This window comes from Mesorhizobium sp. B2-4-2, from assembly GCF_006442845.1.
GTDB lineage: Bacteria > Pseudomonadota > Alphaproteobacteria > Rhizobiales > Rhizobiaceae > Mesorhizobium.
This window is the reverse complement of sequence record NZ_VFVM01000004.1, coordinates 79,516-97,577: the sequence shown is the minus strand read 5'-3', so window position 1 is coordinate 97,577 and position 18,062 is coordinate 79,516. Positions and strand designations below refer to the sequence as shown.

At 63.7% G+C, this 18,062-nt stretch carries 19 protein-coding genes and 1 tRNA gene; 11 read left to right on the top strand and 9 right to left on the bottom strand.

The window, feature by feature from the left end; all coding sequences use genetic code 11:
* Positions 1 to 79 precede the first annotated feature (79 nt).
* The 3 genes from FJ942_RS10670 to FJ942_RS10660 all read left to right on the top strand — a co-directional run bounded on the left by FJ942_RS10670 (position 80) and on the right by FJ942_RS10660 (position 3,295).
* A complete protein-coding gene (locus FJ942_RS10670) occupies positions 80 to 724 on the top strand; it encodes a carbonic anhydrase (protein WP_140492485.1) in 645 nt (214 codons plus the stop codon).
* Between the two features lie 20 nt (positions 725 to 744).
* On the top strand, positions 745 to 1,155 hold the full coding sequence (locus FJ942_RS10665) for a nuclear transport factor 2 family protein (protein ID WP_181168552.1): 411 nt from the start codon (positions 745 to 747) through the stop codon (positions 1,153 to 1,155).
* Positions 1,156 to 1,240: 85 nt separating this feature from the next.
* Positions 1,241 to 3,295 carry a M3 family metallopeptidase gene (locus FJ942_RS10660; protein ID WP_140897682.1) on the top strand — a complete coding sequence of 685 codons (2,055 nt, stop codon included), beginning with the start codon at positions 1,241 to 1,243 and terminating at the stop codon, positions 3,293 to 3,295.
* Here FJ942_RS10660 and FJ942_RS10655 read toward each other — a convergent pair whose 3' ends face one another.
* From FJ942_RS10655 to FJ942_RS10635, 4 genes are all read right to left on the bottom strand, one after another.
* Positions 3,296 to 4,801 carry a M81 family metallopeptidase gene (locus FJ942_RS10655; RefSeq protein WP_140897680.1) on the bottom strand — a complete coding sequence of 502 codons (1,506 nt, stop codon included), beginning with the start codon at positions 4,799 to 4,801 and terminating at the stop codon, positions 3,296 to 3,298.
* 78 nt (positions 4,802 to 4,879) lie between these two features.
* Entirely contained in the window at positions 4,880 to 5,704 is an 825-nt protein-coding gene (locus tag FJ942_RS10650) for a carbohydrate ABC transporter permease (RefSeq protein ID WP_140514000.1), read from the bottom strand.
* Positions 5,701 to 6,570, bottom strand: coding sequence for a sugar ABC transporter permease (locus FJ942_RS10645; protein ID WP_140897678.1), 870 nt, complete (start codon positions 6,568 to 6,570; stop codon positions 5,701 to 5,703). Before FJ942_RS10645 ends, FJ942_RS10650 begins: the two co-directional genes overlap by 4 nt.
* A 458-nt stretch (positions 6,571 to 7,028) precedes the next feature.
* Positions 7,029 to 8,261, bottom strand: a complete 1,233-nt coding sequence (locus tag FJ942_RS10635; RefSeq protein ID WP_140554802.1) for a sugar ABC transporter substrate-binding protein — start codon at positions 8,259 to 8,261, stop codon at positions 7,029 to 7,031.
* 280 nt (positions 8,262 to 8,541) lie between these two features.
* On the opposite strand from FJ942_RS10635, the gene FJ942_RS10630 reads away from it, so the two are divergent.
* Genes FJ942_RS10630 through FJ942_RS10620 form a run of 3 tightly spaced genes read left to right on the top strand, consistent with a single transcriptional unit; the run spans position 8,542 to position 11,288 of the window.
* Complete coding sequence (locus FJ942_RS10630) at positions 8,542 to 9,312, top strand: SDR family oxidoreductase (protein ID WP_140897676.1); 771 nt, start codon at positions 8,542 to 8,544, stop codon at positions 9,310 to 9,312.
* Positions 9,313 to 9,314: 2 nt separating this feature from the next.
* Complete coding sequence (gene ugpC, locus FJ942_RS10625; RefSeq protein WP_140524624.1) at positions 9,315 to 10,382, top strand: sn-glycerol-3-phosphate ABC transporter ATP-binding protein UgpC; 1,068 nt, start codon at positions 9,315 to 9,317, stop codon at positions 10,380 to 10,382.
* Positions 10,383 to 10,406: 24 nt separating this feature from the next.
* On the top strand, positions 10,407 to 11,288 hold the full coding sequence (locus tag FJ942_RS10620) for a MurR/RpiR family transcriptional regulator (protein WP_140492512.1): 882 nt from the start codon (positions 10,407 to 10,409) through the stop codon (positions 11,286 to 11,288).
* Between the two features lie 3 nt (positions 11,289 to 11,291).
* Here FJ942_RS10620 and FJ942_RS10615 read toward each other — a convergent pair whose 3' ends face one another.
* Together FJ942_RS10615 and FJ942_RS10610 are read right to left on the bottom strand one after the other, a co-directional pair.
* Positions 11,292 to 11,609 carry a DUF167 family protein gene (locus FJ942_RS10615; protein ID WP_140897674.1) on the bottom strand — a complete coding sequence of 106 codons (318 nt, stop codon included), beginning with the start codon at positions 11,607 to 11,609 and terminating at the stop codon, positions 11,292 to 11,294.
* Between the two features lie 13 nt (positions 11,610 to 11,622).
* Complete coding sequence (locus tag FJ942_RS10610; protein WP_140897672.1) at positions 11,623 to 11,913, bottom strand: YggT family protein; 291 nt, start codon at positions 11,911 to 11,913, stop codon at positions 11,623 to 11,625.
* A gap of 136 nt (positions 11,914 to 12,049) precedes the next feature.
* Between FJ942_RS10610 and FJ942_RS10605 the strand changes: the two genes are divergently transcribed.
* From FJ942_RS10605 to FJ942_RS10580, 5 genes are all read left to right on the top strand, one after another.
* Positions 12,050 to 12,125: transfer RNA gene (locus tag FJ942_RS10605), tRNA-Ala, on the top strand.
* 325 nt (positions 12,126 to 12,450) lie between these two features.
* Complete coding sequence (locus FJ942_RS10600; protein WP_140897670.1) at positions 12,451 to 13,197, top strand: helix-turn-helix transcriptional regulator; 747 nt, start codon at positions 12,451 to 12,453, stop codon at positions 13,195 to 13,197.
* A 401-nt stretch (positions 13,198 to 13,598) separates the two neighbouring features.
* Positions 13,599 to 14,693 (top strand): SagB/ThcOx family dehydrogenase, encoded by a 1,095-nt coding sequence (locus tag FJ942_RS10590; RefSeq protein WP_246679765.1) that lies wholly within the window; start codon positions 13,599 to 13,601, stop codon positions 14,691 to 14,693.
* A 69-nt stretch (positions 14,694 to 14,762) separates the two neighbouring features.
* Positions 14,763 to 15,014 carry a hypothetical protein gene (locus tag FJ942_RS10585; protein ID WP_140492525.1) on the top strand — a complete coding sequence of 84 codons (252 nt, stop codon included), beginning with the start codon at positions 14,763 to 14,765 and terminating at the stop codon, positions 15,012 to 15,014.
* 252 nt (positions 15,015 to 15,266) lie between these two features.
* Positions 15,267 to 15,590: a hypothetical protein gene (locus FJ942_RS10580; protein ID WP_140685393.1), complete on the top strand. Its 324-nt coding sequence runs from the start codon at positions 15,267 to 15,269 to the stop codon at positions 15,588 to 15,590.
* 74 nt (positions 15,591 to 15,664) lie between these two features.
* On the opposite strand, the gene FJ942_RS10575 is transcribed toward FJ942_RS10580, so the two are convergent.
* The 3 genes from FJ942_RS10575 to exbB are packed head-to-tail and all read right to left on the bottom strand — an operon-like array spanning position 15,665 to position 18,009.
* Entirely contained in the window at positions 15,665 to 16,612 is a 948-nt protein-coding gene (locus tag FJ942_RS10575; RefSeq protein WP_140685394.1) for an energy transducer TonB, read from the bottom strand.
* Positions 16,609 to 17,076 (bottom strand): TonB system transport protein ExbD, encoded by a 468-nt coding sequence (gene exbD / locus FJ942_RS10570; protein WP_140662700.1) that lies wholly within the window; start codon positions 17,074 to 17,076, stop codon positions 16,609 to 16,611. Before exbD ends, FJ942_RS10575 begins: the two co-directional genes overlap by 4 nt.
* A gap of 12 nt (positions 17,077 to 17,088) precedes the next feature.
* Positions 17,089 to 18,009 (bottom strand): tonB-system energizer ExbB, encoded by a 921-nt coding sequence (gene exbB, locus FJ942_RS10565; protein ID WP_140897668.1) that lies wholly within the window; start codon positions 18,007 to 18,009, stop codon positions 17,089 to 17,091.
* Positions 18,010 to 18,062 lie beyond the last annotated feature (53 nt).

Below are 18,062 nucleotides of genomic sequence, written 5' to 3'. Positions count from 1 at the left end.
ATTGCTCGCGACGGGCTTTTACCGCTAGAGCGTTTTCTCGACCGCAACGAGCTGCCGCCTCCAACCCGGAAAGCCGCCCATGCCTCACCTTCCCGACCACCTTCTTGCCGGCTACCGCAATTTCATGAACGGTCGCTATCTCACCGAGAGCGGCCGCTATCGCGAGCTCGCCCGGGAGGGGCAAGCGCCGGAAACCATGATCGTCGCGTGCTGCGATTCCCGCTCGGCTCCCGAGGCGATCTTCGACGCAGGGCCCGGCGAACTCTTCGTGCTGCGCAATGTCGGCAATCTGGTGCCGCCTTACGAGCCGGACGGCGAGTTCCACTCGACCTCGGCCGCGCTCGAATTCGCGGTGCAGAGCCTCAAGGTCAAGAACATCGTTGTCATGGGCCATGGCCGCTGCGGCGGTATCCGTGCCGCGCTCGACGCCAATTCCGCGCCACTGTCGCCGGGCGATTTCATCGGCAAATGGATGAGCCTGATCGCGCCGGCCGCCGAGACCGTGTCGGCCAGCACCTTCATGACTGCGACGGAGCGCCAGACGGCGCTGGAGCGCATCTCGATCCGCTATTCCCTCGCCAATCTCAGGACCTTTCCCTGCGTCTCGATCCTTGAGGGCAAGGGGCGGCTGTCGCTGCACGGTGCCTGGTTCGACATTTCGACCGGCGAGCTCTGGGTGATGAACAAGGAAACCGGCGATTTCGAGCGCCCGGTGCTGGAGTGACCGAAACGGCACGCCAGGCAATGAACATCCGGCCGGTCATGTTCACCGCCGCCGCACTGCTGATGGCGATCATGGCCGCCCGCGCCGATGACGGCGCCATCATCAGCCGCTGGTATTCGGCCCTGCTGGTCGCCGACCGCACCGAACTTTCCGACCTGCTCGCCGACAATGTGCGCATCGAACTCGACGACCTCGGCATCGTGCAGGGAAAGCAGGAGTTCATCGCCTCGCTCGACGAATGGAAAGGTGCGGTTGCGGGTGCCGCGATCCGACACCGGATCGAGAAGAACGAAGGCGGCGTCACCACGGTGATCGCCTGCTACGACTTCCCCGACAACGACATGCTGATGCATGAGACCTTCGCCATAGCGGGCGACCGCATCACGGCCAGCACGCAGAAAGCGCTTGCGGAAAGCTGCGAAGCCTACTGACCGGCAGCACTGTTGCGCGCGCCGGACGAGCGCCCTACATCGGTGATTTCAGCCCTTCCCGACCTGCCAGCCCGAAAGACAATCCATGCCCGCCACGAAAGCCGTCGACCTCGCCGCCCATCCGCTGACCACGTGGCAAGGGCCACTCGGCCTGCCCGATTTCGCCCGATTTGGCGACGATGAGTTCGCACCCGTCTTCGACGCGGCGCTGAAGGCGCATGAGGCCGAGATCGAGGCCATCGCCGCGAACGAGGATACGCCGACCATCGAGAACACGCTTCAAGCCCTGGAGCTCGCCGGCGAAGCGCTCGACCATGTCTCGTCGATCTTCTGGTGCCGTGCCGGGGCCCACACCAACGAGGACATCCAGGCGCTGGAGCGCGACATCTCGCCAAGGATGTCGAGGCATTTCTCGGCGATCTCGATGAATGAAAGGCTCTTTGCCCGCATCGACGACCTTTACCAGCGCCGCGAGACGCTCAAGCTCGATGCCGAGACGCTGCATGTGCTGGAAAAGACCTGGAAGGGTTTTGTCCGCTCGGGCGCGAAACTCGACGCCGAGGGCAAGAAGCGGCTGGCAGGGATCAACGAGGAGCTCTCGTCGCTCGGCACCAGCTTCGGCCAGAACGTGCTTGCCGACGAACGCGACTGGGCGCTGTTCCTCGACGAGGCCGATCTGGCCGGCCTGCCGGATTTCGTGAAGAGCTCGATGGCCGAAGCCGCCGACATGCGCGGCCAGAAAGGCCGCTACGCCGTCACCTTGTCGCGCTCGATCTACGAGCCGTTCTCGACCTTCTCGGAGCGTCGCGACTTGCGAGAGATCGCCTTCTGCGCCTTCACCATGCGCGGCCAGAATGGCGGCGCGACCGACAATACGGCCGTGGTGCGCGACATGCTGAAGCTGCGCGCCGAGAAGGCGAAGCTCCTCGGCTACGGCTCCTTCGCGGCGCTGAAGCTCGACGACACCATGGCCAAGACGCCCAAGGCGGTGCACGACCTGCTCGATCCCGTCTGGGAAAAGGCGCTGGAAAAGGCCGCCGCCGACCAGAAGGAGCTGGAACGGCTGGCGGCGGAAGCCGGCAGCAACGAAAAATTCGCCGCCTGGGATTGGCGTTTCTACCAGGAGAAGCTGCGCGCGGAGAAATTCGCCTTCGACGAGGCGGAATTGAAGCCCTATCTCCAGCTCGACCGGATCATCGATGCCTGTTTCGACGTCGCGACAAGACTGTTCGGCATCACCTTCGAAGAGAGGAAAGGCATTGCCGCCTGGCATCCGGACGCGCGTGTGTTCGTGGTGAAGAATGCCGATGGCAGCGAGCGCGGCCTGTTCCTGGCCGACTATTTCGCGCGGCCGTCGAAACGCTCCGGGGCCTGGATGAGCGCACTGAAATCAGGCTACCGCCTGGGCCCCGGCGCGAGCCCGATCATCTACAACATCATGAATTTCGCCAAGCCGCCCGTGGGCGAGCCGGCGCTGCTGTCGGTGGACGAGGCGAAGACCTTGTTCCATGAATTCGGCCATGCCCTGCACGGCATGCTGACCGATGTCACCTGGCCTTCGGTGTCGGGCACTTCCGTCAGCCGCGATTTCGTCGAACTGCCCTCGCAGCTCTACGAACACTGGCTGACCGTGCCGGCGGTGCTGGAAAAGCACGCTTTGCATGTCAAGACCGGCAAGCCGATGCCGAAGGCTCTGCTCGACAAAATGCTGGCGGCGCGCACTTTCGGGGCTGGCTTTGCCACGGTGGAATTCACCGCCTCGGCGCTGATCGACATGGCCTTCCATGCAAGGCCCGACGCGCCTGAGGAGCCACTTCGTTTCGAGGCCGAAACGCTCGAAAAACTCGACATGCCCGACACCATCGCGATGCGCCACCGCACGCCGCATTTCGGCCATGTCTTTGCCGGCGAGGGCTATTCGGCCGGCTACTATTCCTACATGTGGTCGGAAGTACTCGACGCCGACGCCTTCGCCGCTTTCGAGGAGACGGGCGACCCCTTCAATCCCGCGCTGGCCGAGCGGCTGAGAAAGAACATCTATGCCGCCGGCGGCTCGAAGGATCCGGAAGAACTCTACACCGCGTTTCGCGGCAAGATGCCGTCGCCGGAAGCCATGATGGTGAAGCGGGGGCTGGTGTGATCAGCCAATTTCCCCCCTTGTGGGGGAGATCGGCTGCTTCCAGGGATCCGCCACCCTTGGCCAGATCGCCCGCTTCAGTTTCCTGTAATCCGTCACCGCCGGATTGCTGGGATACGCGCTCCGCGCCGAGAGATAGATGATCTCGGCGGCGATCGGTTCGAAGCCGGCGTAGAAATGGTTGGTCGATTTGATCAGCAGCATGTCCTTGGCCAGCGGATCGACGCCGATGTTGGAAAAAATGTCCGGCTCGAAGGTCTGCGTGCGGTTGGTGTTGAGGATGATGTCGACCTCGGTGCCCTCGATGCGGATCAACGCGGCGGGCCCGAGCGTCACCCGGCTCGGCCCGAAGCTCTGCCAACCTTCGGCGAGAACTTTCAGCACTGTGACGCGGGCGTCGATCGGCTCGCCGGCCTGAGGACCGGCCTTGCCGCCGAAACGCAGGTCGATGACGGCGCCCTCGCCCGCGGCCCGGCAGAAGGTCACGGCGACCGGATCCCAGATCGTCGCCACGCCGACATTGTCGATGCCGCGGGCCAAAAGCTCCCGCAGCACGATGGTGCCGTCACCCGGCACGCCGCCGCCCGGATTGTCCCAGATGTCGGCGATGACCACCGGCCTGCCGCGCTTTTCAGCGTGCACCGCCAGCGCCCGATCGATGCCATCGCCGGCGCTCAGCATCGTCATCGCCGTCTTTTCGCGCATCGCGTAGAGCTCGCGGCCCAGCGTTTCGGCCAGCGCGTCGCCCTTGGCCTTGTCATTGTCGGTGACGACGAGGATGCGCGTGCCCATTTCGGGCACATCCGCCGCCATGAAGCCATGGATGACCGAGACCGACAGCACGCCGTCCCTGCCGTGCAGCGCCTTGATGCGGTCGACGAAGGAGCGCATCGGTTCGCGGCTGGTCGGCAGCACCTGGATCATGCGGCAGTCGAAGGTCGAGATGACGGGCTTGATCTCCCCGCGCGCCGCGGCGAGGCCAAGCTCGACGACATGTTCGCCGCGTTCGTAGAAATCGGTGTGCGGGAATTCTAGGAAATAAGCCATGACGTCGCACGCTGCCACGCGCTTCGGCGTCAGGTGGCTGTGCGGGTCGAACTCGCAGGCGATCACCACGCCAGGCCCGACGATCTCGCGCACCCGTTCGAGCAGGTCGCCCTCGCAGTCGTCATAGCCCTGCGCCACCATGGCGCCATGCAGGCCGAGAATGACGGCCTCGACCGGCAGCGCTGCTCGGAGCTGGCCCAGAATCTCGTCGCGCAGCGCCTCGTAGGTCTGCCGCTGCACCAGCCCGCCGGGCTCGGCCCAGGTGGCGGTGCCCTCGATGACGGTCAATCCCTCTGCGGCCGCGCGCCGGCGCAGCGCGACGATCGGCGAGGAGCACAGCGTCGGCGTCTCCGGATGCTTGCCCGGCCCGGCATAGAAGGCCATCTCGAACGATGCCCTGTCGGTCGGCACCGGCGAGAAGGTGTTGGTTTCCGTCGCCAGCGAGGCGGTGAAGATGCGCATGAAAGCTCCGTGGACAAGTTACTCTTCGCTCTCGCAATTCCGGACTGAAAAACCGCCATATACTTTCTCATGGAATTGCTATTTGACGGCTCCGAGCGCCAGCCCCCGCACGAGGTAGCGCTGCAGCCAGATGAACAGGATCGCCACCGGCAGCGTCGCCAGCAGCGTGGCGGCCATGACGTGGTGCCATTCGATGGTGTAGCGCCCGGCGACCAGCGAGAACACCTGGATCGGCAGCGTGTAGCTCTCCTGGCTGCGCAGCATGGTGAGCGCCACGACGAATTCGTTCCAGGCGTTGATGAAGGTGAAGATGGCGGTGACGGCAATGGCCGGCAGGCAGAGCGGCAGGAACACTTTGCGCAACGTCAGCCAGCGGCCGGCGCCTTCCATCCAGGCCGCCTCCTCGAGATCGCGCGGGATGGTGTCGAAATAACTCTGCAGCATCCACACGGTGAAGGCGACGTTGAAGGCCATGTAGATGAAGCCGAGCGCGGTCGTCGATTCGACCAGCCCCCAGGCGGCCATCAACCGGAACAGGCCCAGCACCAGCACGATCGGCGAGATCATCTGCGAGATCAGCAGGAACTGGCGGAAGGCGCCATAGCCGGCAAAACGAAAGCGCGACATGGCATAGGCCGCCGGCACGGAGATCAGGATGGCGCCGACGGTGGCGATCACCGAGACATAGAGCGAATTGGCGAGCGCCCGGCCGAAGCCGGTCGCCACCCACATGTCGGCAAAATTCGACCAGCGGAATTCGCTCGGCCACCATGTCGGCGACAGCACCTCCTGCCGCGGCTTGACCGCGGTCAGGAACATCACCGCGAACGGAAAGATCGTCACCACGATCAAAGGCGCCAGCAGCAGCCAGGCAATGACGGTTCGTTTCAACTTGTTCCTCATGCGCGCTGCTCCCGCATGGCGAGGCGCACATAGATCATGGTGAAGACCAGCAATATGGCGAACATCACCAGCGACACGGCGGAAGCCTCCCCCAGTTTGCCGATGCGGAAGGCGAGCTTGTAGAGGTGGGTGACCAGGATGTCGGTCGAATTGGCCGGCCCGCCCTGCGTCATTACCCAGATGATCGGGAAGGAATTGAAGACGTAGATGGTGTTGAGCACGATGGCGATGTTGATGAACGGCTTCAGGAGCGGAAAGGTGATTTCGCGGAACTGCTGTGCCGGCGTCGCTCCTTCAAGCGCGGCGGCCTCGTAGAGATCGTCCGGAATCGAAGACAGGCCGCCGAGGAAGATCGTCGTGGTGAACGGCACCGTCACCAATATGCCGATCAGCACCTGCATCGGGAACGCCGTCTCGGCCTGCGCCAGCCACTGGATGTTGTGATCGATAAGGCCGAGCCCGAGCAGCGCCGAATTCAGCATGCCGCTTTCGCCGCTCAGCGCCCAGCGCCAGACCACCGCCGTCATGGTCAGCGACACCGCCCAGGGCAGCATGATGATGACGCGGGCAAGGCCGCGGCCGTAAAAATCGGTGTTGAGGATGATCGCGACCGGGATCGACAGAAGCAGCGCGCCGCCAACCACCAGCACGGTCCATATCCCCGTGCGCCACAGTGCGGCGACGAAATCGGGATCGGCGGTGAGGGCGGCGAAATTGGCAAGACCGCTGAATTCGCGCAGCTGGCCGAAACGGTTGACGTCATGAGTTGCGATCTGGATCAGGTCCCAGACCGGCCAGAAGATCACGATTGCCGCCAGGAACAGGCTGGGCAAACTCAGCAGATAGGGCAAGAAGCGATTTTGCATCGGTTGGTTTTGTACCGTGTTGCGGGTGGAGATTGGATTGCGCTGGCCTAACAGATTGACTTAATCCCGCCTCATTCTTCTCAGGGGCACAGCTTCAGGACTCCTTGCAAGCGTCGCTGCGCCCCCTGCCTGCCCGTCCTCCGCAGCAGTTGCGGAAGGGGCCCCTTCCTCTCCCCCGTCGACCGGGGGAGAGGTGTCGAGCGAAGCTCGACGGAGTGGGGGTCGACTCTTGGGCGCAAGGCGAGGCGATGCTTGCGCCTAGTACTCTTCCTATGTCCGTCGCGGCGTTGTCAGGTGGTTCCCCCACTCCGTCTCGGCTTCGCCGAGCCACCTCTCCCCCCTCCGGAGGGAGAGGAAAGGAGCCTGGCTGCGCGGCGCCGACGTCGACGATTTGCCCTTTGCAAGATGTGGCGCGCCCCGCCTGAGTGGGGCGCGCCACGGGCGCAGGGAGATACGCCCTATTTCTTCAGTACGGCGTTGGCCTTCGCCGCAGCATCCTTCAAACCTGCCTCCGGGTCGCCGCCGAGGTATATCTTCTGGATCGCGTCCGAGGTGATCTGGGCGATCTCTTCCCAGCCCGGGATGACCGGCGCGAAGCGGGCGTCGGGCAACAGCGCGGTGAAGGCGGCGAGGTCGGCATTGTTGACGTAATAGTCCATCTTGGCCTCTTCCTTGTTCACCGGCAGGAAGCCTTCGCCTTGCGTGAACTTGGCGCGCTGTTCCGTGGTGAACAGGAAGTCGAGCAGTTTCCAGGCCTCGTCCTTGTTCTTGGAGTTCTTGAACATGATGATGGAATCGGTGACGCCGTAGGTGCCGCGCGCGCCCGTCGGACCGGCGGGTATAGCCGCCACGCCGTATTTCAGGCTCGGCGCCTCGTCCTTGATCTGGTTGGACAGGAAGGGTGCGGTGATCATCATGCCGACCTTGCCCTGCTTGAACAGGTTCTGGACGTCCTCACGGTTGTTGGAGGTGACGCCAGGCTCCGTCAGGCCCTCGTCGATCATTGACTTGTAGAGCTTGGCGGCTTCGAGCGCGCCAGGCGTGCTCAAGCCCGATGTGCCGTCCTTGTTGAGGATCTCGGTGCCGTATGACCACATCGCATAATAATAATAAACGTCGGTCTCGATCTCCTTGCCCTGCAGGCCGAAGCCGAATGTGCCGGACCCCAGCGCCTTGATCTTGCGGGCGTCCTCCTGCAGCTCGGTCCAATTGGCCGGCGGCTTGGCGATGCCTGCCTTCTCGAACAGCTCCTTGTTGTAATACATGGCGCGCGCCGAAGCTGCGATCGGCAGGCCGTAGGTCTTGCCGTCCATGATCGAAGGCGACAGGAACGTGTCGATGAAACGGCCCTTGAAGTCTGGCGTGATGTAGCTGTCGAGCGGCTCGGCGACGTCCTGCTGCACGAAGTCGATCAGCCAGCGCGTGCCGATGATCGAGAGATCCGCATTGGTGCCGGCGGTGATGTCGGTGGTCAGCTTCTGCAAGAGCACATCCCACGGCACCACTTCGAACTTGACCGTGATGCCGGGGTTCTTTGCCTCGAACTCCTTCTTGACCTCCTCGAAGTAGGGGCCGGTCTTGGCGCTGTATTCGGCGACGGTGACGCGCACCTCGCCGGCTTGCGCCTGTGCCGCGAAGGCCAGCATGCTCATTCCGGCCATCAAGCCGACAGTCCATTTCGCAATGCTCATCCGATCTCTCCCATTTTGTTCCGCGCTTTTGCGCTCCTCACGCCGATGTTGGCGCAGGATTATGTGACTTTCCTACATTATCGAGGATCAGGCCGCACGCAAGCAGATTATCGTGTTGCTTAATTACATTCCATTCACTAGCCTGCCGACATCTGCCTAGAGCAGTTCACCGTTTCACGGAAACGGAGAACCACTCTAACTCTTTGTTTTGACGCAATTCCGGACCGAAAACCGTATACACTTTCCTGGAATTGCTCGAACTGCCGGAGGAGCAAGCGCCGTGGTTTCGAAAGCCGAGTTCGAAGGCCGCACTGTCGTTGTCACGGGCGCCGGCGGTGGCCTCGGCTCGGCGATCGTCGCGTTGCTGGCCGGAAGAGGCGCGCGGGTGATCGGCTGCGATCAATCGGAGGAGGCGCTGGCAAGCCCGCACCTCGCCTCGCGTCATGTCTTCAACCTTCTCGACCGGGTTTCAGTCGAGGCAGCCATCGCGGCCGTGCTCGACAAGGACGGCGTGCCCGACATCCTGATCAACAATGCCGGCTGGACGCGCGCGGAGACGCTCGGCGCATTGACGACCGACAGGATAGGGCAGGAAGTCGACCTCAACCTGACCGGCGTGATGACTTTTGCCGACCCGCTGGTCAAGGCGATGGCGGCGCGCGGTTCGGGCAGCGTCGTCTTCATTTCTTCCGTCAACGCCATCGCCCATTTCGGCAACCCCGCCTATGCCGCCGCCAAAGCCGGTATCAACGCCTATGCCAAGGCGATCGCCGTCGAGCTCGGCCGCAGCGGCGTTCGCGCCAATGTCGTCTGTCCGGGATCGATCCGTACCGCCGCCTGGGACCATCGCCTGGCCAAGAACCCCGACATTCTCGGCAAGCTCCAGCGGCTATATCCGCTCGGCCGCATCGTCAATGCCTCGGAGGTGGCGGAAGCCGTGGCGTTTCTTGCCTCCGACCGGGCGTCCGGCGTAACGGGCGTGGTGATGCCGGTGGATGCCGGCCTGACCGCCGGCTGCCTGCCGTTCATCGACGACATAGTGGGAGCGTGACCATGACCGACGTCCAGTTCCGCGACCTTTCGAAATCCTTCGGCCAGCACAGCATCCTCGAGAACATCGACCTCGACATCGAGAGCGGCGAATTCGTCGTGCTGGTCGGCCCGTCCGGCTGCGGCAAGTCGACCTTGCTGCGCATGCTGGCTGGACTGGAAACGATAAGCTCGGGCGATCTCGTCATTGGCGGCGTGCGCGCCAACGACCTGCCGCCGCAGCAGCGCAACATCGCCATGGTCTTCCAGTCGTATGCGCTGTTTCCGCATCTCAAGGCCTCCGACAATATCGGCTTCGGACCGAAAATCCGCGGCGAGAGCCGCGCCGCGGTCGAGGACAAGGTCAAGAAGGCATCCGGCGTCCTCAACCTGTTCTCCTATCTCGACCGTTACCCCCGGCAATTGTCGGGCGGTCAGCGCCAGCGCGTCGCCATGGGCCGCGCCATCGTGCGCGAACCCTCGGTCTTCCTGTTCGACGAACCGCTATCCAACCTCGACGCGCAATTGCGGGTGCAGATGCGCACCGAGATCAAGGCGCTGCACCAGAGACTGAGATCGACGGTCGTCTATGTCACCCACGATCAGATCGAGGCCATGACCATGGCCGACCGCATCGTGGTGATGGATCGCGGCCGGATCCAGCAGGTCGGACCGCCACTGGAGCTCTATGACCGGCCGGCCAACAAGTTCGTCGCCGGCTTTCTCGGCTCGCCGTCGATGAGTTTCGTTTCCGGGTCCCTCAAGACGACGGCCACGAACAGCTGGTTCGAATCGACCGGCGGCGGAAGGCTTGCGCTTGGCGGCAAAGAGGTGCCGACAGGCGGCGCGGTGGAGGCCGGCATCCGGCCCGAACATTTTGTCATCGGCGAAGCTGCCGACGCGATGACCATCAAGGTGGACGTCGTCGAGCCGACGGGCTCCGAAACCCATGTCTACGGCGCCATCGGCAGCGATACGGTGCGCGTCGTCTTCCGCGACCGGATGCAGGTGAAGCCGGGCGACCGCCTGCCGGTCTCGGTCGAGCCGCGCAACATCCATCTTTTCGAGAAGGCGACGGGCCTGCCTCTATGAAAGCACAAGCGTGAAGACAACGGCATGAAGACACCGGCCGACATCATCACCCGGTTGCAACTGATGTCGCAGGACGGCACCAAGTCGGATCGTCGGCTGGCGGGCCTGGTCCTGTCCGATCTCGATTTCGCCTCCAAGGCGGCGATCTCGGAGATCGCCGCGCGCGTCGGCGTCAGCGAGCCGACGGTGACCCGCTTCTGCCGCAATCTCGGCTGCGAAGGCCTGCGCGACTTCAAGTTCTACCTGGCGCAGGCGATCGCCATTGGCGGACAGTATCTGTCGCCTGAGCCGCTGAGCCGCGACGCCCGCGAGCAGCGCATCGCATCGGCCATCACCGAGGCGGCGATATCGGCCATCCAGCGCGCCAGCGAAAACCTAGACATGACGACTCTGGTCGATGTCGCCGCGCGCATCGCCACGTCAGGCAACGTGCTGTGCGTCGGCTCCGGCGGCATTTCCTCGATGATGGCGACCGAAATGCAGAACCGGCTGTTCAGGCTGGGCCTGCCGGTGCTGGCGCAGATCGACGGGCAATTGCAGCGCATGTACGCCGCCGTGGCAACTCCCGACACCACGCTGGTCGCCTTCTCGGTTTCCGGCTATGCACGGTCGGTCATCGAAGCGGTGCAGGTCGCGCAGCAATATGGCGCCACAACGGTCGCCGTCACCGCGCCGGACTCGGCATTGGCCAGGGCCGCCGACACCGTCATCCATTTGCAGCCGCTCGAGGACGGCAACATCTACAAGCCGACATCGTCGCGCTATGCGCTGCTGGCGATCGTCGACATGATCGTCACGTCGGTAGCCGAGACGCGCGGACCGAAGGTGCTGGAGAATTTGCGCCGCATCAAGCAGAGCGTGAACACGCTGAAGGTCGACGATCCGCGTTTGCCGCTGGGCGATTGAACTTCAGGCCGAAGCACTGAGCGCCTCGATACGCTGCATCAGCACCTGGGGTTCACCCGTCACGCGCAGCGTCTTGAGCCGTGCCGTGCCGCCGACGACAACCGAAACGGCCGACGCCGGCACTCCAAGCGTCTTGGCGGCCAGCTTCTCCAGCGCTTGATTGGCGGCGCCGTTTTCGGGTACGGCGCGGACCCGTGCGTTCAAATGGCTTCGCCCATCAGCCGATCTCTCTATGCCTTCGAACCTGTCCATGGAAGACTTCGGTGTCAGCCGGACGAACAATTCGATGCCGTTCTCGCGGATGCGGAACGGGGCACTCATGCGAGCATCGGGTTCACAGCACCAGCGGTGCCACGGTGGTGAGCAGGAACTGCCTGAGGAAGAACAGGATCAGCAGCAGGATGATCGGCGAGATGTCGATACCGCCAAGGTCCGGCATGAAACGTCGGATCGGCCTGAGCGCCGGTTCGGTCAGCCGGTAGAGCATATTGCCGATGCTGCCGACAAACTGGTTGCGCGAGTTGACGACGTTGAAGGCATAGAGCCAGGAAAAGATCGCCGAGATGATGATGATCCACCAATAGAGGTCGAGCGCCATGACGATTGTTTGAATGAGGGCGAGCATGCCGGTCTCCAATTGTTGCCGACATGTAGCCATTGCGCGCGAAACCGGCAAGGGCAGGCTTCGGCCGCCAGGATTTCGGCAAAACGTCGCCTTGACAGAAAACTGCCGTGCCCGATAAATGCGCCATCCGCTGGACGGGGCTGTAGCTCAGCTGGGAGAGCGCGTCGTTCGCAATGACGAGGTCAGGGGTTCGATCCCCCTCAGCTCCACCAGCGGGATAGTCGATTTCTTCTCTTCGCCGCATTGCAACAGGCGAAGCCCATCGGGTGGCTACGGTGCGAAATGTCACGACACCGGCGCCCTTTTCGGTCCATCATGAAAGATTGCGAGAGCCTTCCGGGGCAAACGCCTGTCAATTGGACTTATGGCGGTGATCGCTATGGAATCGCGCTATTTTTTTTGGAATCCACCCCATTAGAGTGACATTACCAAATCAGTTTTTTCTGTGTGTTGTAGCAAGGCGTTTCGGTGGGGGCGGCTGACGGCGCTATACGGATTTGGAAGTCGATATGAAGAACCCGCCCGCGGAAGCAAAACGTGTCAATTCGCGAGTATCTCGCTGCAAATCTCAGACGGCTCTGTAAGGAGCATGCCTCGGTAAGCGCGGTATGCCGGGAACTGGGCATCAATCGCACGCAGTTCGAACGCTACCTTCAGGGACAGACTGTCCCGAACAAAGCGACAGCCAAGCTGATCTGCGACTATTTCCGCATCGACGAAGCCGAATTGTACCGGGAACCGGGCGCGCCGAAGCCTGCGGTTCGCGGCCTGCCACCGATTTCCGAAAGCCTGTTCAACCAAATGATCCGGCCGCCCGCCCCGTCGATCGCGGGCGGCACCTACTTCACCTATTTTTCGATCCCGGCCCGCCCCGACCTGTTGATGCGGTCGGTGACCTTCGTGCGGCGCGACGCCGAGCTGGTGACGTTCCGAAGGGTTACCGGATGGTCGGAGCGCCGGGGAACGACATGGGCGCGGGCGCGCGGCAATCATTATGGCGTGGCGATCTCGCGCCTGAACTGGATCTACTTCAGCGGCGTCAATCGCCGCCAGACCGGTGAACCATCGCTGATCTCGGTGCAGTGGGCTCCCATCTCGGAACCGGTACTGATTGGCAAGGCCATGCTTCTAACGGAAGCCGGGCCGGCCTTCGTGTCGGTCATCATGCGGCAGGACGTATCCATCGGCCCGCGGCAGGCGATCCGCATGGCGCACGTCGTCAAGCTCGACGACCCGAGCCTCGACCACCTCGTGGTCAGCCTCGCTCGGGAGGGGCTGGGCTGATCGCGTCAGAATCTTCCCTTTTTACGCTAAATAAGAATAACTCTATCCGGAAATAGCGTATGCCGGCAGCCATCTACTCCGTATGTGAGTAAAATCGATTTTTTGTACTTTAGGGCTAAGAAAGATAATTTAGATTAATGCAGTTTTACTACCATTTTAACAAACCATTAACTCTTTCGATCTTACCTTCCGCCCGTGGATCCCGTTTTGGGGATCTTTTCAACAGATCCCATTTGGGGGTCAGGAAGGGATGAAAATGGCGAAGAAAGTGAACGCTGCTCCGAAGCTGACGATTGCCGCAGGCACCCAGACCGTCTTCTTTTCGCAGGGCATGCACTACAACAAGCGCTGAGCTGCCCGAGGCGCCGGCGACGGTTGTTCGTCGGCGCCTCGCCTTCGCAATGACATTTCTGCATTCGGCTTTCGGCATCATGAAAATGCGCTCCGCAAAAACGCTTGTCTTCTACCCCGGCGCCAACAAGGTCACGGCGTGCAATTTCCTGACCAGAAGCGTCTTCGAATGCAGTTCCGAGGTGATCGGTCTTCTCGCATCCTGGGACAAATGGGCATCCGCCGCGGAGATCGCGCGGGACCACGGATGGTCGCGATCAGAGCTGGATGCCGTCATCCCCCAATTGCTCGATTTTTCCGCACTGGTGACCGCCGGGTCGCAACTGGCCGAACAGGAGAGCCAATTCTCGGGACAATGGAACTGGGGCATTCCGACCGCGCTGATGCATTTCTGCGTCCAGGACAGCGAGTTCATGACCATCGAACAGGCGGAGGCACGGCAGATCGAACGCGCCGGTCACACCGTGCAGCCCGACCTCGTGCTCAGGAATTCCGCGGCGGCCATCCGGCTGCCGGACGCGCTGGACGACAATGAACTCATTGCCCTGATGGCGCAGCGTCGCACGAACCGAACGGCGGCGGCGCCCACCATCACCGCGAAACAGCTTTCCGACTGTCTGTTCGCGGGCATGGGCATCACCGGCGAGACCAGCAACTGCGTTGGCGCCCTGCCGCTGGGCATGACCCCTTCCGGCGGCGCGAGAAACCCCTACGAAGCCTATGTGGTCGCGCCGGCGGTGGAAGGGCTGGAGCCCGGCGTCTATCACTACTCGGCTGTCGGACACGATCTTGAAAGGATTTCGGCGAACCACCTGCCGAAAGTCTCCGAGCTGGTCGGCGGACAGGAATGGGCCGACCCCATGCCCTGCCTGGTCCTGCTCTGCGCAAGGCTCGACCGCACCATGTGGAAGTATGAGGACGCCAACGCCTATCGTGTCGTGCTGATCGAAGCTGGCCATATCGGCCAGAACATGATGCTTGCAGCGACCAGGCACGGCCTGTCGGCCTGCCCGACCGCGGCGCTCAGCCACTCGGCGATCAAGCGCTTGCTCGGCCTCGACCGGCTCACCGACGCGCCCATCTACGCCTTGACCCTGTCTATCCCGGAAACCAATCCGCGCCTGGCAGCGCGGTCAATCAATTAGCCGATTGATTATGTTCAGAGTGCCCGGTGAGGGGGTCCCCTGAATTCCACCACATCACAGGAGCAGCACGTGGCCAACCAATCCCTACGCCAGTCCGAGATCGATAGTCTCCAATATATCGCGTCGATGGCCAATGAGCTGGTGCAGATGGCCGAAGCAAGCCGTTTCCCCATGATCTCCTATCTGCTGGGCATGGCTTATGCCGAGGCCTTCGACGTCCTTCGCGGCGCCCGGCCGGCGAGGCATCCGCAGCTCAGCGGCAATTCGATGCACCCCAGGACGCAGGCGAAAGACAATCGCGTCCAGCCGAGGAGAGCATAGCCAGATGCAGCCATCATCTCGGTGCGCAATGGCGTGCCCCGGGACGTGCGCGGCAAGGCCTGCTGCCGTCCTTGAGGAAGGCCGCCGTCGGCTTGACCGCATCGAGATGGCCTATTGGTTTGGTTGGAACACGCGGGCGCAGAGGCAACATCATCCAAGGCCGGCCGGCCGATGTCGCCGCGATCGCTGCAATGATCGCCCGCAGCCCGCCGAACCGGCCTTTATGCACGACGACCTGAGGGGAACCCACAAATGAACATGATCGCAGCCATCAAAAGCGCCGATGCCGGTGAAAGTGTCTTCAGCCGCCTCCATGCCCTGATCGCCAGCCGGCCGGCATCGCCGGATGCGGCGCGCCTTCAAGCGCGCCAACTGGTTTCCACGGCGATAGCCGACACCTGGCACGCCGACAGTCTCTGGGGGGCGGTGGATGCCTTCCATGCCCATTTCGACTTCATGATGCAGACCATCGAGATCAACGGCGCCGACGATCCGAACCTCAGGATCCTGCGCATGAGATGCCGCTTCTACCTCGAGCAGGTCGAGGCCCTGTGTCTGTCGATGAGCTATCGGTAGGCCGACCGTTCGACCTTGCTTTGATCCGTGTATGTCGTTTCTCCTGAACCGGGTTCAGTCTTGGGCGACATGCATCAGTTCCGAAGGCTGAATACGAATGGCGCCGTGCGGCTGACGCGCGAACCCAGCTCCGGCGGCGGCGGCGGCACGGTGGCGCCCTGCAGCACGGCGAGCGCGGCGCGGTCGAGGTCGGGATCGCCCGAGGAGCGGACGACGCGCGCCGACGTCACCCGGCCTGAGGCGTCCACCGTGAAGGTGACGTTCGCATTGCCTTGCGAGCGTCGCGATTTCGCGGCGCTCGGATAGCGCGTATGCCGCTTGATCCATGACAGCAGCCGCGATTCCCACTTGGCCGGGCTGACGCCGGACGCCCCGGACGCCGATTTCGGCGCCGCTGTCCTGGCGGCGGGCTTTGCTTCCGCGCTCGCGGCGGTTACCGTCTTCGGCGGCGGCGCCTTATCCTTCTTCGGCTTGGGCTTCTCGACGGGCTTTTTCACCTTGGCCTGGACGGATTTCTTTTCCCTGGGCGTCTCGACCGGCTTCGGCTGCGGCAGCGGCACGACGACGTCAGGCGCGACCGTCTCGACCATGTCAGGGACGATCTCTTCAAGCGGGGGCTGGTCGGCCGGCTCAGCCCGCGTCGTTTCAGTCGGTTCGGTCGTGTCAGGCGGCGTTGCATCCGGCTCGGCAACGGGCTCCGCTTGCTCGGCCATTTTCTCGGGCTCGGCTTCGGCGGCCTTTTCGGTGTCCTCGACCGGCTCGGCCTGGTCGGGCACAGCGGCGTCCAACATCGCGGCTTGTTCGGGCACGGCCGGCGTCGCGACCATCGGCGCCATCTCGATGGCCAGCGCCGGCGGCGGCCCGCCATCCGCCGGGTCGACCGGAGTGAAGCTCTGTACCGCATAGGCGACCGCAACATGCGCCCCAAGCACCAGCGCGGCCGCAACCGCCCACAGGCCGAGGTCGCGCCAGCCGAGGCGCGACAGCTCCACCGTGGGCGAGGCGGCCGCTTGCCCGGTCATGGACCAGCGGCTCCGCCTGGATCCGCTGCGGGAGCACCGCCGGCGGGCGCAGCCTCCAGGCCGACCAGGGCGATCTTCAGATAGCCGGCGCCGCGCAGCAGGTTCATCGCCTCCATCAGGTCGCCATAGGCAACCGCCTTGTCGGCGCGAAGGAAGATGCGCGCCTGCTTGTCGCCTTTGGTCCTGCCGTCCAGCGTGGCGGCGAAAACCTGGCGCGGCACGGTGTCATTGCCGATCGCCAGCGAGAGATCATCCTTCAACGTCAGAAACAGCGGCGTCTCCGGCCGCGGCGCCGGCGTCGCGGTCGAGCCCGGCAGGTCGACATTGACATCCACCGTCGCCAAGGGCGCTGCGACCATGAAGATGATCAGCAGCACCAGGATGACGTCGATGAAGGGCGTGACATTGATCTCGTGGCTTTCCTCGAGATCGTCGTCCATGGCCTGACGGATGCGGCTGCCCATGGTCTTGCCCCGCTACTGCGCCGCCAGCGCCGTTGCCGGCGCCACCGTGCGGAAATCGAGGTCACGGCTGACCAGCCGCTCGACGCCAGCCGAGGCGTCGGCGAGGATCTGCCGGTAGCCGGCTATCGAGCGCGCAAAGACGTTGTAGATGACGACGGCCGGTATCGCGGCGACGAGCCCCATTGCGGTGGCGAGAAGGGCTTCGGCAATACCCGGCGCCACCACCGCCAGATTGGTGGTCTGCGCCTGCGAAATGCCGATGAAGGCGTTCATGATGCCCCATACCGTGCCGAACAGACCGACGAAAGGCGCGGTCGAGCCGATCGTCGCCAGCAGGCCGGTGCCGCGCGACATGCGTCGCGCCGCCGCCGCCTCGATGCGTGTCAGGCGCGAGGCGACCCGTTCCTTCAGCCCGTCGCCGCCGGCATGGTCGAGCGCGCCGGCCGAAAGTGCCGCTTCTTCCTCCGCCGCCCGCACCAGCAGGGCGCCGGTGCCGCCGTTGCGGCCGAGCGCGCGGCTCGCCTGCTTCAGCGTCGCGGCATTGCCGATGGCCCGCGCGGCGCGACGAGCGCCAAGCTTGCCGGCAAGCACTTCCAGCGACTTGGCCAGCCATATCGTCCAGGTGACGAGCGAGGCGAAGGCCAGCCCGATCATCACCGCCTTGACGATGATGTCGGCAGCCATGAACATGCCCCATGGCGACAGATCATGCGGCAAGCTCAGCGCCGGCGAGGGCTCGGCCGCCGTACCGGCCCCGGCTTGCGGCTGTGCAGGCGCTAGGGCTCCCACGGGAGCGGCGGGCGCGGCCGGCGATGGTGCTGGCGCCGTAATGGTAGCGGGCGTGCCGCTTGCCGGCTGCTCCTGCGCCGGCGCGCTGGCGGCCGCCAGCATGGCGGATGCAAACAGCGCTGCGAGAAAACCGGTTCTCGACATCGTCTTCTTCCTCGTTCTCACAGCCGCCGGTCTCCCCCGCCGTGGCGCTGAAG

Coding starts and splice junctions, on each gene's coding strand:
- FJ942_RS10670 (WP_140492485.1), top strand. CDS start 80: ATGCCTCACCTTCCCGACCACCTTCTTGCCGGCTACCGCAATTTCATG.
- FJ942_RS10665 (WP_181168552.1), top strand. CDS start 745: ATGAACATCCGGCCGGTCATGTTCACCGCCGCCGCACTGCTGATGGCG.
- FJ942_RS10660 (WP_140897682.1), top strand. CDS start 1,241: ATGCCCGCCACGAAAGCCGTCGACCTCGCCGCCCATCCGCTGACCACG.
- FJ942_RS10655 (WP_140897680.1), bottom strand. CDS start 4,801: ATGCGCATCTTCACCGCCTCGCTGGCGACGGAAACCAACACCTTCTCG.
- FJ942_RS10650 (WP_140514000.1), bottom strand. CDS start 5,704: ATGAGGAACAAGTTGAAACGAACCGTCATTGCCTGGCTGCTGCTGGCG.
- FJ942_RS10645 (WP_140897678.1), bottom strand. CDS start 6,570: ATGCAAAATCGCTTCTTGCCCTATCTGCTGAGTTTGCCCAGCCTGTTC.
- FJ942_RS10635 (WP_140554802.1), bottom strand. CDS start 8,261: ATGAGCATTGCGAAATGGACTGTCGGCTTGATGGCCGGAATGAGCATG.
- ugpC (WP_140524624.1), top strand. CDS start 9,315: ATGACCGACGTCCAGTTCCGCGACCTTTCGAAATCCTTCGGCCAGCAC.
- FJ942_RS10620 (WP_140492512.1), top strand. CDS start 10,407: ATGAAGACACCGGCCGACATCATCACCCGGTTGCAACTGATGTCGCAG.
- FJ942_RS10615 (WP_140897674.1), bottom strand. CDS start 11,609: ATGAGTGCCCCGTTCCGCATCCGCGAGAACGGCATCGAATTGTTCGTC.
- FJ942_RS10610 (WP_140897672.1), bottom strand. CDS start 11,913: ATGCTCGCCCTCATTCAAACAATCGTCATGGCGCTCGACCTCTATTGG.
- FJ942_RS10590 (WP_246679765.1), top strand. CDS start 13,599: ATGACATTTCTGCATTCGGCTTTCGGCATCATGAAAATGCGCTCCGCA.
- FJ942_RS10580 (WP_140685393.1), top strand. CDS start 15,267: ATGAACATGATCGCAGCCATCAAAAGCGCCGATGCCGGTGAAAGTGTC.
- FJ942_RS10575 (WP_140685394.1), bottom strand. CDS start 16,612: ATGACCGGGCAAGCGGCCGCCTCGCCCACGGTGGAGCTGTCGCGCCTC.
- exbD (WP_140662700.1), bottom strand. CDS start 17,076: ATGGGCAGCCGCATCCGTCAGGCCATGGACGACGATCTCGAGGAAAGC.
- exbB (WP_140897668.1), bottom strand. CDS start 18,009: ATGTCGAGAACCGGTTTTCTCGCAGCGCTGTTTGCATCCGCCATGCTG.